15 protein-coding genes are annotated in these 11,894 nt (G+C 75.4%); 9 read left to right on the plus strand and 6 right to left on the minus strand.

All coding sequences use genetic code 11. From position 1 onward, the window contains the following. The first annotated feature begins 2 nt into the window (after positions 1–2). The 3 genes from AB0P03_RS18245 to AB0P03_RS18255 all read left to right on the plus strand — a co-directional run bounded on the left by AB0P03_RS18245 (position 3) and on the right by AB0P03_RS18255 (position 2,607). Positions 3–569, plus strand: a complete 567-nt coding sequence (locus AB0P03_RS18245) for a DJ-1/PfpI family protein (protein ID WP_363587313.1) — start codon at positions 3–5, stop codon at positions 567–569. Between the two features lie 201 nt (positions 570–770). After that, positions 771–1,973, plus strand: a complete 1,203-nt coding sequence (locus AB0P03_RS18250) for a serine hydrolase domain-containing protein (RefSeq protein ID WP_363629647.1) — start codon at positions 771–773, stop codon at positions 1,971–1,973. A 73-nt stretch (positions 1,974–2,046) separates the two neighbouring features. After that, positions 2,047–2,607, plus strand: coding sequence for a gamma carbonic anhydrase family protein (locus AB0P03_RS18255; RefSeq protein WP_363587315.1), 561 nt, complete (start codon positions 2,047–2,049; stop codon positions 2,605–2,607). On the opposite strand, the gene AB0P03_RS18260 is transcribed toward AB0P03_RS18255, so the two are convergent. Continuing rightward, positions 2,604–3,818, minus strand: a complete 1,215-nt coding sequence (locus AB0P03_RS18260; protein ID WP_363587316.1) for an MFS transporter — start codon at positions 3,816–3,818, stop codon at positions 2,604–2,606. The two genes, AB0P03_RS18255 and AB0P03_RS18260, sit on opposite strands and share 4 nt — an antisense overlap. 156 nt (positions 3,819–3,974) lie before the next feature. Between AB0P03_RS18260 and AB0P03_RS18265 the strand changes: the two genes are divergently transcribed. The 4 genes from AB0P03_RS18265 (at position 3,975) to AB0P03_RS18280 (ending at position 5,834) form a co-directional block, all read left to right on the plus strand. Beyond that, a complete protein-coding gene (locus AB0P03_RS18265) occupies positions 3,975–4,211 on the plus strand; it encodes a DUF2277 domain-containing protein (RefSeq protein ID WP_350886016.1) in 237 nt (78 codons plus the stop codon). Between the two features lie 82 nt (positions 4,212–4,293). Beyond that, positions 4,294–4,530 carry a DUF6296 family protein gene (locus AB0P03_RS18270; protein ID WP_350886018.1) on the plus strand — a complete coding sequence of 79 codons (237 nt, stop codon included), beginning with the start codon at positions 4,294–4,296 and terminating at the stop codon, positions 4,528–4,530. Between the two features lie 95 nt (positions 4,531–4,625). Then, entirely contained in the window at positions 4,626–4,910 is a 285-nt protein-coding gene (locus tag AB0P03_RS18275; protein WP_063346074.1) for a DUF427 domain-containing protein, read from the plus strand. 102 nt (positions 4,911–5,012) lie between these two features. Then, a complete protein-coding gene (locus AB0P03_RS18280; protein ID WP_363587317.1) occupies positions 5,013–5,834 on the plus strand; it encodes a hypothetical protein in 822 nt (273 codons plus the stop codon). Positions 5,835–5,838: 4 nt separating this feature from the next. On the opposite strand, the gene AB0P03_RS18285 is transcribed toward AB0P03_RS18280, so the two are convergent. From AB0P03_RS18285 to AB0P03_RS18305, 5 genes are all read right to left on the minus strand, one after another. Further along, positions 5,839–6,180 (minus strand): hypothetical protein, encoded by a 342-nt coding sequence (locus AB0P03_RS18285; RefSeq protein WP_363587318.1) that lies wholly within the window; start codon positions 6,178–6,180, stop codon positions 5,839–5,841. A gap of 100 nt (positions 6,181–6,280) precedes the next feature. After that, positions 6,281–6,445 carry a hypothetical protein gene (locus tag AB0P03_RS18290; RefSeq protein ID WP_159398310.1) on the minus strand — a complete coding sequence of 55 codons (165 nt, stop codon included), beginning with the start codon at positions 6,443–6,445 and terminating at the stop codon, positions 6,281–6,283. Between the two features lie 216 nt (positions 6,446–6,661). After that, complete coding sequence (locus tag AB0P03_RS18295) at positions 6,662–7,843, minus strand: cytochrome P450 (protein ID WP_363587323.1); 1,182 nt, start codon at positions 7,841–7,843, stop codon at positions 6,662–6,664. A gap of 178 nt (positions 7,844–8,021) precedes the next feature. Beyond that, positions 8,022–8,240 carry a ferredoxin gene (locus tag AB0P03_RS18300; RefSeq protein ID WP_363587319.1) on the minus strand — a complete coding sequence of 73 codons (219 nt, stop codon included), beginning with the start codon at positions 8,238–8,240 and terminating at the stop codon, positions 8,022–8,024. A gap of 195 nt (positions 8,241–8,435) precedes the next feature. Beyond that, a complete protein-coding gene (locus AB0P03_RS18305) occupies positions 8,436–9,977 on the minus strand; it encodes an ATP-dependent DNA ligase (protein WP_363629649.1) in 1,542 nt (513 codons plus the stop codon). A gap of 218 nt (positions 9,978–10,195) precedes the next feature. Between AB0P03_RS18305 and AB0P03_RS18310 the strand changes: the two genes are divergently transcribed. Next, entirely contained in the window at positions 10,196–10,663 is a 468-nt protein-coding gene (locus AB0P03_RS18310; protein WP_363587321.1) for a GNAT family N-acetyltransferase, read from the plus strand. A 176-nt stretch (positions 10,664–10,839) separates the two neighbouring features. Continuing rightward, positions 10,840–11,868 (plus strand): CAP domain-containing protein, encoded by a 1,029-nt coding sequence (locus tag AB0P03_RS18315; RefSeq protein WP_363629651.1) that lies wholly within the window; start codon positions 10,840–10,842, stop codon positions 11,866–11,868. Positions 11,869–11,894: the final 26 nt, after the last annotated feature.

Raw genomic sequence — 11,894 nt, forward strand, 5'->3', positions numbered from 1 at the left:
CGATGACATCGAAGATCCTGCTCGTCACCGGGGACGCCGCCGAGTCGCTGGAGGTGTTCTACCCGTACCAGCGGCTGCGCGAGGAGGGCTACCAGGTCGACATCGCCGCCCCGACCAGGAAGCGACTCCAGTTCGTCGTCCACGACTTCGTCGACGGCTACGACACCTACACCGAGAAGCCCGGCTACACCTGGCCCGCCGACCTCGCCTTCGCCGACGTCGACCCGGCCGACTACGTCGCGCTGGTCATCCCCGGCGGCCGCGCCCCCGAGTACCTGCGCAACGACCCGGACGTGCAGCGGATCGTCCAGCACTTCTTCGCCGGCGACAAGCCGGTCGCACAGATCTGCCACGGCCCGCTGATCACCGCCGCCGCCGGGGTGCTGTCCGGCCGCCGCAGCGCCGCCTACCCGGCGCTGGCGCCGGACGTGAAGGCGGCGGGCGCCGAATTCGTCGACGGCGAGGCGGTGGTGGACGGCGTGGTCGTCTCGGCCCGCGCCTGGCCCGACCACCCGGCGTGGCTGCGCGCGTTCATCGAGATCCTGCGCACCAAGGCGCCGGCCTCCTGACCCGCCCGCCCAGGCCCGTCGCGCCCCCGACCCGTCTCGGGGGCGCGACTCCGGGAACCCGTCAGGGTCACGCCCCTCCCCAGGTAGCAGACTCGCCGCCCCGGAGGCTGACGACCGCCCCGCAGTCGCCCTGCCATGGTGTCAAAGACCATGGCAGCGGCGGAGGTTGACAGCCCTGCCGGCCGGAACAGGGAGGACGTCATGACCACCGACCCAGCCGCCACCACCCGGCGCCGCCGACGCGGGCCGGCCCTGCGCGCCGCCGTCGCGGCCCTCGCGGGCGCGGGCCTGATCGCCGCGCTCGCCCCGGCCGCCGCCGCCCAGGACACGGCCCGCCCGGCGAGTGCCACCGACCGCAGCGCCGACTGGACGGCCCTCGACACCGCCCTCGCCGACCTGACCGCGAAGAACGTCGCCACCTCCTCCCTCGCCGCCGTGCGCGAGAACGGCCGGCTCGTCCACCGCGCCGCCGGCGGCGTCGCCCGGCTCGGCGCGGACACCCCCGCCGACCCCGCGGGCCGCTTCCGGATCGGCAGCACCACCAAGACCTTCGTGGCCACCGTGCTGCTCCAACTCGTCGGCGAGGGACGACTGGGACTGGACGACCGCCTGGAGAGCCTGCTGCCCGGCGCGGTGCCGAACAGCGCGGACATCACCGTCCGCGAACTCCTCAACCACACCAGCGGCGTCGCCGACTACACCCAGGACCCGGCCTTCAACTCCTACGACCAGAACTGGCTCGACACCGGCCGCTACACGTCCTACAGCCCGCAGGACCAGGTGGACATCGCCGACAAGTACCCGCCCGCCTTCCGCCCCGGCCAGGACTGGCAGTACTCCAACACCAACTACGCCCTGGTCGCGCTGATCATCGAACGCCTCACCGGCCACGGCTGGAACGAGGAGGTGGAACGCCGGATCATCCGCCCGCTCGGCCTGACGGGCACCTCGATGCCGCTCTACTCCCCGGTCATCCCCGGCTCGCACGCCCACGCCTACCTCAAGCTCGACAGCGGCCCGGCCGACGTCACCTCGCTCAACCCCTCCATGGCCGGCCCCTCCGGCGCGGGCATCTCCACCACCGCGGACCTGACGACGTTCATCCGCGCCCTGCTCGGCGGCCGGCTGCTGCGCCCCGCCGAACTCGCCGAGATGCAGAAGACCACCGCCCACGGCGGGGGCCAGGCCTACGGGCTCGGCCTCCAGCGGGTGGACACCCCGTGCGGTGCGTTCTGGGGCCACGCCGGCGGGATCCCCGGCTACAGCACGATGATGCTCGGCTCGCTCGACGGGAAGCGCCAGTTCGCCAACAGCACGACCTTCTACGACGCGCCGGATCCGGCCGCGGCCCTCGCCGCCTGGCAGCGGGCGGTGAACGCCGGCGTCTGCGGCGGGCAGGGGTAGGACGGGTGCTGCGGATCCGCCCCCTACGCTGTCCGGCGACAGGAACGGCCGACCGTCACCAGGAGGACGAGACATGGCAGAGCCGCTGATCGCCGCAGTCGGGGGCAAGGTGCCCACCGTCGACCCGGGCGCCTTCCTCGCACCGAACGCCGTCGTGGTCGGGGACGTGACGATCGGCCCCGGCGCGGGCGTCTGGTACGGGGCGGTGCTGCGCGGCGACGCCGAGTCCATCACCGTGGGCCGGGACAGCAACATCCAGGACAACTGCACCCTGCACGCCGACCCCGGCTTCCCGCTGGTGGTCGGCGAGCGGATCTCGGTCGGGCACAACGCGGTGCTGCACGGCTGCGTGGTCGAGGACGACGCCCTGGTCGGGATGAACGCCACCGTGCTCAACGGCGCCCGGATCGGCGCCGGTTCGCTGGTCGCGGCGGGCGCGGTGGTGCCGCAGGGCATGCGGGTGCCGCCCGGCTCGCTGGTCGCCGGGGTCCCGGCCAAGGTCCGCCGCGAGCTGACCGAGGACGAGAAGGCCGGCATCAAGGCCAACGGCGAGGGCTACCTGCTGCTGGCCGCCGCCCACCGCGAGCTCGAACCCCTGGCGCAGCCCCGGGCCCAGATCCAGCCCCAGCCCTAACGCTGGACGCCGGCCGGAGCCGCCGCGGCCGGAGCCGTCGCGGCAGGCTCCGGTGCGGCGGGCACGGGCCGGCGCCGGTCGGCCGCCCAGGCGAGCACCGCGATCAGCGCGCCCGAAGCGGCCAGGCCTGCGCCCACCAGGGTCGGCGCCGTCCAGCCGAACCCGGCGTCCAGGGCCAGCCCGCCGAAGTAGGCGCCCTGCGCGTTGGCCAGGTTGAACGCGCCCTGCACCGTCGCCGAGGCCAGCGTCGGCGCGCTGCGCGCCTTCTGCAGGACCAGCGTCTGCACCGCCGGCACGATCGCGAAGCCGAACAGCCCGATCAGCACCACCGTGACGGCGGCCGACCAGCGGGCGTGCGCGGTCACCGCGAACAGCGCCAGGGTGGCGGCCAGCAGCACGAAGGCGGCGCAGACCGTCGGGCGCAGCGCCCGGTCGGCCGCGAACCCGCCGATCACGTTGCCGATCGTCATCCCCACCCCGAACAGCGCCAGCACCAGTGTCACCGAGCCGGTGGCGTACCCGGACACCTCGGTGAGCAGCGGCGCGATGTAGCTGTAGCAGGCGAAGAAGCCGCCGCAGCCGAACACCACGGTGGCCAGCGCCAGCCACAGCTGCCCGTCGCGGAAGGCCCGCAGCTCGTGCCGCAGCCCGGCCTGCCCGGGGGAGGGCAGCGACGGCACCAGCCGGGCGATGGCGAGCGTCCCGGCGGCGGCGATCAGGACGACCACCAGCATGGTCGCCCGCCAGCCCAGGTGCTGCCCCAGCAGTGTGGCGGCCGGCACGCCGACGATGTTGGCGATGGTCAGGCCGGAGAACATCACGGCCACCGCCCGGGCCCGGCGGTCCGGGGCCACCAGTTCGGCCGCGGCCACCGCGCCGGCCCCGAAGAACGCGCCGTGCGGCAGTCCGGTGATCAGCCGGGCGGCGGCCAGCGTCCAGAAGTCCGGTGCCAGCGCGCACAGCAGGTTGCCGGTGGCGAACAGCCCGGCGAGCGCCACCAGCACGGCCTTGCGCGGCCGGCCGGAGGCGAGCGCGGTGAGCAGCGGGGCGCCGATGACCACGCCCAGCGCGTACGCGGAGATCAGCCAGCCGGCCTGCGGGATGGAGACGTGCAGATCGTCGGCGACCTGGGGGAGCAGCCCCATGGCGGCGAATTCGGTGGTGCCGATGGCGAACGCGGTGACGGCCAGCGCGAGCAGCGCGAGAGGCAAGGGGGTGACTCCGGGGTGACGCCCGCGGACGGGGAGGCGCGGCGGGACGGGGGGATTCGTTCGTCCGGCATCCTAATCCGGCCGGATGACGCCGCCGTGAGGTGCGTGTGACGGGAGGGGGTCGCCAGTACGGCGTCCACGCGCGAGACTGGGTGCATGTGCCGCAACATCAAGACGTTGCGCCCGCCGGTGACGCTCGACGCCGACGAGGACGACTTCCGCGCCGCCGCGCTGCAGTACGTCCGCAAGGTGTCCGGGTTCCGCGCCCCGGCGGCGCACAACCGCGAGGCCTTCGACCGGGCCGTGGACGCGGTCGCCGAGGCCACCGCCCGGCTGCTCACCGAGCTGGAGGTCCGCGGCGCGCCCGCCCGGGCCGCCGAGGCCACCGCGTAGGCCGACCGCCGTCCGGCGGGTCCGCCGACCGCGGCCACGCATCGGGACCAGGAGATCGGGACAATCGGGACAGGAGATGGAGATGACCCCCGCGAACCGTTACGTGCTCACCTTCCCCGGCACCCCCGGCACCCAGGCCCCGCAGGACGTCGTCGTGGTCGTCCGCACCAGCGCGACGGGCCCGGGCGGACACCCGGTGTACGAGGACGCCAGCGGCATCGTCCGCGCCGAGATCAGCGACGCCGGCGAGGTCCGGATGCTCGCCAGCGGCGGCCACCAGTCCCCGCACCTGCCGGTCCACGCCGAGCCGCTGCCCTGACCGTTGCCCCGGCTGTTGCCCTGACCGTCCGGCATCCGCCGACGATTTCCGCGAACCCCCCGGGTGCCGTCCGTCCCTGGGGCAGAATCGGCCGCATGACCACAGCGCGCTGGCAGGGCACCGTCGTCGCCGAGAGCGACGAGACCGTCGTCGTCGAGGGCAACCACTACTTTCCGGTCGAATCCGTCCGGACCGAATTCCTGCGTCCGTCCGACACCACCACCGTCTGCGGCTGGAAGGGCACCGCCGGTTACTACACGTTGGAAGTGGACGGGCGGACCAACCCCGACGCGGCCTGGTACTACGCCGACCCGAAGCCGGAGGCCGAGGAGATCCGCGGCCGGGTGGCGTTCTGGCGCGGGGTCGAGATCACCGGGTAGGGCGTACCCCGGGAGCGGAGGGGGTACCGGACATCTATGGCAGTCTTCCGTAAACCCGGACGTTCCAGGCCTGTCCCCGAGCCCGCTCCCACCCCCGCCGCCGTGCCCGACGCCGCCTTGGCCGGCGAACTCGCCGAACTGGTCGAGCAGGCCGAGCAGCCCGAGGGCGAGTGGCGGATCGCCGAGTACCGGGCCGGCCGTGGCCGCGGCCGGGCCCTGGTGGCGAACGCGGCCCACCTGCTCGGCCGGGGCGGCCGGGTCGCCGCCAAGGGTGCCGCGTTCGGCGGCCGCGCCCTCACCGAGCAACTGGTGCGGGCCGCGCCGCGGATCCCGGTGCGCGACCTCGCCACGCTGCGCGCCCAGCACCCCGGCGCGGCCGACCCGGAGGCGCTGGCCGACCTGCTGGTCACCGGCGCGGCCCGGGCCTCCGGCGCGCTCGGCGCCGGCGTGGGCGCGGCGGCGATGCTGCCGGTGCCGCCCGCGATGCCGGTGGAGATCGCGGCGGAGACGCTCGCCGTCGCGGCCTTGGAGATCAAGCTGATCGCCGAACTGCACGAGGTCTACGGCGCCCGGGCGCCGGGCGGTGTCACCCAGCGGGCCGGGGCCTACCTGGGCGCCTGGGCCAACCGCCGGGGGATCGACGCGAGGTTGCTGTCCCGGCCGGCCGGGTTCGCCGCCCTGGCGCTCGGGGCGGAGGTGCGCCAGCAGGTCAGCCGCCGGCTCACCCGCAGCTCGCTGCGCCGCCTGCCGTCGCTCACCCCGCTGCTGGTCGGCGCCGGCATCGGCGCCACCGTCAACCGGCGCGACACCCGCCGGCTGGCCGTCGAGGTCCGCGCGGACCTGCGTGCGCGTCCCCCGGTCGACCGCGCCTACTGGGCCGCCGCGGCGCCGGCGGTGCGGGGCGAGGTCGTCCCGGGAGACTGAACAGCTAGGGCCTGTCCGGCGGGGCCGGGGCGGCCGCGCCCCGGCCGGCCTTGACGCCGTTCACCATCGCCTGGTGTATCGCCCGCGCGGTGGTCTCGTCCGCCGCCGGGACGGGGCTGCCGGTCACCGTGTACCAGTCCAATGCGCCGGTGTACTGGACGGTGAGCCGGGCCTCGCCGTCCACCCAGGTGGTGTGCACGGTGAGGTCGCCGGAGATGGGGCCGATCTCGGTGGTGGTGACCCCGCCGGGTCCGCTGATGATCGACTGCGTGGTCCAGGTCGCCCACGACGTGCGCGGGTCGACGGGCGGTCGGGCCTGCCTGCCGTTTTGATCGTGTTCGGTCATGCGCTTATCCTCCCCCGCCGGTGAGTCGCTGCCCGGGCAGCGACACCTGCGGTCGCGAAGACCGCCCGGTCCCACCGGGCGGTCGGGTGCTCACAGCTGTTCAGCGGTCCGGACCGGACTCCTCCAGGGTGGGCTCGCCCTCCGCCTGGGAGGTGTCCTGCGCGTGCAGGTTCTGCATCGAGGTGATGCCCTCTTCGGGATCCGCGGCGCGGACGTCCTCGTCACGGTCCGTGCTCATCTCGGCCCGTTCGCTCATGTCGGTCATGGCGGGCTCCGTCTCCTCGGCCGGTCCGGGCGCGCTCCGAGCCGGGGTGCGGCAGGGCCGGGTCTGTCTCTCACCCCCCAGCCTGCCCCCGCCCCGGCCCCGGGGCCAGCCGAACGGGCTAGGGCGGGTCTGACAATTCCCGCCGCGTGCTGATCCGACGCGAATTGTCGGACACGCCCTAGTCGACGGCCGGCCCCGCCCTCCGTCCGACGGCCGTCACCAGGTGACGGGCAGCGACCGCATTCCGTAGATGAACGCCTCCGAGCGGAACTTCCGGCCCTCCCCGGTGGCCGCCGGCCGCAGGCCGGGCAGCCGCCGAAACAGGGTGGCCAGGGCGATCTGGAGCTCGGCGCGGGCGAGCGGCTGCCCGAGGCACTGGTGCACGCCGAAGCCGAAGGCCATGTGCCGCCGGGCGTCCCGGTCGAGGTCGAGCTGGTCGGCCGGCCGCAGGTCGGCGCCGCCGAACATCTCCTCGTCCTGGTTGGCGGTGGAGATCAGCGCGATCACGCCCTCGCCGGCCCTGATCACGGTGCCGCCCAGCTCGACGTCCTCCAGCGCGACCCGGGGCAGGCCGTGGTCCACGATGGTCAGGTGGCGCAGCAGTTCCTCGACGGCGCCGGGCAGCGCGGCCGGGTCGGCCAGCCTGGCGATCTGCTCGGGCTGGTCGAGGAGCAGGGCGGTGGAGAGCGAGATCATGTTCGCGGTCGTCTCGTGCCCGGCTATCAGCAGCAGGATGCCGGTCGTGGCGACCTCGCCCGGTGTGAGGTCGTCCCGGACGGCGAGCCGGCTGAGGATGTCGTCGCCCGGCTCCTCCCGCTTGCGGGCGGCCAGGCCGCCGAGGTACTCGCGCAGTTCGTCCGAGGCGGCCTGGACCTCCTCGGCCGAGCTGTGCTTGTTGAGCAGGGTCCGGCTGAGGCCCTGGAAGCGGTCCCGGTCCTCGTACGGGACGCCGAGCAGCAGGCAGATCACCAGCGAGGGGACGGGCAGCGCGAAGTCGGCGACCAGGTCGGCCTCGGTCCGGCCGTCGGTCATCCGGTCGAGCGCCTCGTCGACGATCTGCTGGATGCCGGGGCGCATCGCCTCGACCCGCTTGACCAGGAAGTCGCCGGTGACCATCCGGCGCTGCCGGGCGTGCTCGGGGTCGTCGAGCCGCAGGAAGCTCGGGTTGGCGAGGAGGGCTTCCCGGCGGCCGGGCACCAGCAGCGGGAACCCCTGGTGGCGGGCGTCCGCGCTGAACCGGCGGTCGGACAGGATGGTGCGGACCTCGGCGTAGCCGGTGGCCAGCCAGCAGGACTCGCCGTCGGGCAGGGCAGCGCGGGTGATGGGTGCCGTCGCGGCGGCCTCGGTGTAGGCGGGCGGCGGGCTGAACGGACAGCCGGCGTCGCGCGGGGCGGGCATCGGAAAGGTCCGGGCGGTGGGTGTGCTCGTCAAGGTGGGGTCTCCTTGCGTCGCAATGTCCTCGGGTGGGTGGGGTGGCGCCGGGGCCGACGGTTCGCGCGACGACGGCCGGGAGCGGCGGTCGTCACGGTGGCCGGGGTCGGCGCGGGCGGGGGACCGTCGGGAGCCGGCGGGGGCGTCAGCCGGCGTCCTCGGCGGAGTCCTCCTCGGTGACGGTGATCGCGCCGCCCGGGCAGAGCTCGGCGGCGAGCCTCAGCACGGCGAACTGCGGGGGCTTGAACTCGGTCTGACGGAGGACCACCAGACTGTCCTGCTCGTCCTGGTCGAAGATCTCCGGAGCGTTCAGGACGCACATCCCGGAGCTGCAGCAGCGGTCCCGGTCGACGCTCACCTTCATGGTCGAGCACCTCTCGCCAGTGCGGCGCCGGGCGTCCGGCGGCCGCCTCTCGTTGTCATTGCCAACCTAACCGCCACCCTTGCGTCCACGGAGGGGCGATGCGGGGATCGTCCAGAATGGCCGATTCGGGTCGGAGCCGGTCCAGCGTCGCCGCAAAGGGGGTTTGAAATTGACGTTACTCCGCCAAAGGACGGCTCACAGCCCCTCGGCGGCGGCAATCTCCCGGACGGTGGCGACGGTGTCGGCCTCGGCGGCGCTCTTGTCCGGCCGGTAGCGCACCACCCGGGCGAACCGCAGGGCCAGCCCCGCCGGGTAGCGGGGGCTGCGCTGGAGACCGTCGAAGGCGATCTCGACGACCAGTTCCGGCCGGACCCGCACCGTCCAGTCGTCCCGCCCGCTCTCGCGGGCGAGGAGTTCGGCGGTCTGCCAGGCGAGCGTCTCGTCGGTGAGGCCCTTGAAGGTCTTGCCGAGCATCACCCACGGGCCCAGCCCGGGCTCGCCCGCCGCCCGGGCGCCCAGGTGCAGATTGCTGAGGAGGCCGCGCCGCCGGCCGCTGCCCCACTCGGCGGCCAGCACCACCAGGTCCAGGGTGTGCCGGGGCTTCACCTTGATCCAGCCGGCGCCGCGCCGCCCGGCCGCGTACCCGGCCGCCGGGTCCTTGACCAGGACGCCCTCGTGTCCGCGGGCCAGGGCCTCGCGGAAGAACGCCAGTGCCCGCTCACCGTCCCCGGTCTCGGTGCGGGGCACCCGCAGGCCCTCCGGCACCGCCTCGTCCAGCGCCGCCCACCGCTCCCGGCCGGGGCGGTCCACCAGGTCCTCGCCGTCCCGGTGCAGCAGGTCGAAGAAGAAGGCGCTGAGCGGGACTTCGGCGCGCAGCCGCTCCGGATCCCGCCGGGAGGCGGTGCGCGCGGCGGTCTCCTGGAACGGGCGCGGTCGCCCGTCGGGCCCGAGCGCGATCGCCTCGCCGTCCAGCACCGCCGAGCGCAGCGGCAGCGCGAGCGCCGCCTCGGCCACCTCGGGGACGCGCGCGGTGATGTCGTCCAGGCCGCGGGTGAACACCGCGACCTCCGCGCCGTCCCGGTGCACCTGCACCCGGACGCCGTCCAGCTTCCACTCCAGGGCGGCCGGGCCGGTGCGCTCCAGCGCCGACGCCACGTCGGGCGCGGAGGCGGCCAGCATCGGCCGCACCGCCCGGCCCACCTCCAGCCGGAACGCGGCCAGCGCGGGCGCCCCGCCGGTCAGCGCCGCCTCCGCGACCGCCCGGGCGGAGCCGCGGAACATCAGCGCCCGGCGCACCGCCGCCGCGGGCACCCCGGCCGCCTGGGCGACGGCGTCGCCGACCAGCGCGTCCAGCGCGCCCTGGCGCAGCTCGCCGACCAGCACCGCCCGCAGGAACGCCTGCTCGACCTCGGTCGCCCGGGCGAACAGCCCGGCCAGCAGCCGCCGCCGCTCGGCCTGCGCGCCGGGCCCGTGCACCCCGGCGATCCGCTCCAGCTCCCGTTCGGTCTCCCGGACGTCGAGCGAGGCCTCGGCGGCGGGCGGTGGCAGGTCGCGCAGGCCCGCCGGGCCGACGCCGGTGCGCAGCCGCTGCGACTCGCCCGACAGCAGGCCCACGGCCGCCGGGGCCTCGGCCGGGCCCAGTGCGCGCAGGCAGTCCGCGAGCAGCGCCGTCTTGGCCCGCCGTCCGGGCTCGGCGGCGACGGCGCGGGACGTCTGGGCCAGGTGCCGCAGCCGCATGGCGCTCCTCGGGTGGTGCGTGGCCGGGCGTCCAGGATCGGCCACCCGACCGGCCACCGCACGGCGGGCGGTGCGCCCGTACCGCGCCGGAGTGGAGTGCGCGGGCGGCCGGTCTTGGCCGTGGTGGAGCTCGGCGCGGAGCCGACGGCCCGTCATGCTGGCGCCACACCGCGGCCCGGCGACCCCGGGGCCCGCCCGCCCGATCGAGGGAGACCGAGTTGACCACCACGACCCGCTGGAGCGTCGGCGCGCCGGAGCGCGCCGACTACCCCGTCTGGCGCGAACTCTTCCGCGGCTACTGCGCGTTCTACCGGCTGCCGATGCCGGAGGAGAAGGCCGAACTGGTCTGGTCCTGGCTCCACGACCCGGACCACGAACTGGAGGGCCTGCTGGTCCGCGACGGCGACGGCACGCCGGTCGGACTCGCCCACTACCGCCCGTTCGCCCGCCCCCTGCACGGCGCGGTCGGAGGCTTCCTCGACGACCTGTTCGTCGCGTCCGAGGTGCGCGGCGGCGGCGCGGTGGACCAGCTGCTGGCCCGGCTGCGGGCGATCGCCGCCGAGCGCGGCTGGAACACCGTCCGCTGGATCACCGCCGACGACAACCACCGCGCCCGCAGCAAGTACGACCAGGTCGCCACCCGGACCATGTTCGTCACCTACGACATGGCCCCGGACGCCCCGTGACCCGCGTCCGGGCGGCCTGAGGGCGTGCCTCGGGAGCGGGCCCCGGGCCCGGCCGCGGCCGGGCCCGCGACCCTGCCACCGGACATTCGTTCGGACTTTCTGTTATCGGCGCGTCGCCGGGTGGTCTCCCAGGTGTCGGCACCCGACCCGCCGACCCGGACAGAAAGCGTGGGCACGTGAACAGCGACGACAGGACGACCATCCTCCCGGCGAACGGTGCCGAGAGCGGTGCACGGAGCGGAGCCTCCGGCCGACCCGGCGGCCGCGCCGCGCGCCGGGCCGCCCAGCGGCACACGGAACGCCCCGGAGGCCGGGGCCGCCGGGCCCGACGGCGCGGTCCGGTCGGCCCGGTCGCCGCCGTCGCCGCCGCCGTGGCCGGCACCGGACTGCTCGCCGCCCTGGTCGGCGCCGGCTACGCGGCCTACGGCGGCAAGCAGGCCGACCGGGACGCCACCGGTCAGGCGTTGGCGGCGGACGCCGCCCTGATAGCAGCCGAGGCCGGCACCCACGACGGCATCCAGGTCCCCGGCGCCGGGGGAGCGGGCCCCGACGTCGCCGCGCCGCCGGTCACCCCGGCCGCCACCGACGCGGTACCGGCCCCGACCAGTGCCGCCGCGACCACCCCCGCCGCTCCGGCGTCCCCGACGGCCCCGGCGACCGCGACGCCGACCCGGACGGCCACCGGGAGGCCGAGCCCGAGCACGCCCGTGACCGCTCCTGCTCCCGCCAAGTCCGCCGGCACCCCGGCCGCCGCGCAGCGCACCGGTGCCCCCGCCCCCACGAGCGCCTCGGCGCCCACCCCGGTCGGCGGCGGCGCCGCTCCCTCCTCCGCCCAGCAGGTCGTCGACCTGGTCAACGTCGAACGCGCCAAGGCCGGCTGCGGCCCGGTCAGCGCCGAGCCCCGGCTGGCCGGCGCCGCCCAGTCGCACAGCGACGACATGGCGGACCGCAACTACTTCGACCACGCCAGCCCCGACGGCGAGCACGCCGACCACCGCATCGAGGTGACCGGCTACCGCTGGAGCACCTGGGGCGAGAACATCGCCCGCGGCCAGAAGGACCCGGCCGCGGTGATGGATTCCTGGATGAACAGCCCCGGTCACCGTGCGAACATCCTGAACTGCGCGTTCAAGCAGCTCGGGGTCGGTGTGCGGACCGGTTCCGGCGGCCCCTGGTGGACCCAGGTCTTCGCCGCCCCGGCCTGACCGGCCCTCCGGCAGGGTCCGTTTTC

The organism is Kitasatospora sp. NPDC088779 (assembly GCF_040685395.1).
Taxonomy (GTDB): Bacteria; Actinomycetota; Actinomycetes; order Streptomycetales; family Streptomycetaceae; genus Kitasatospora.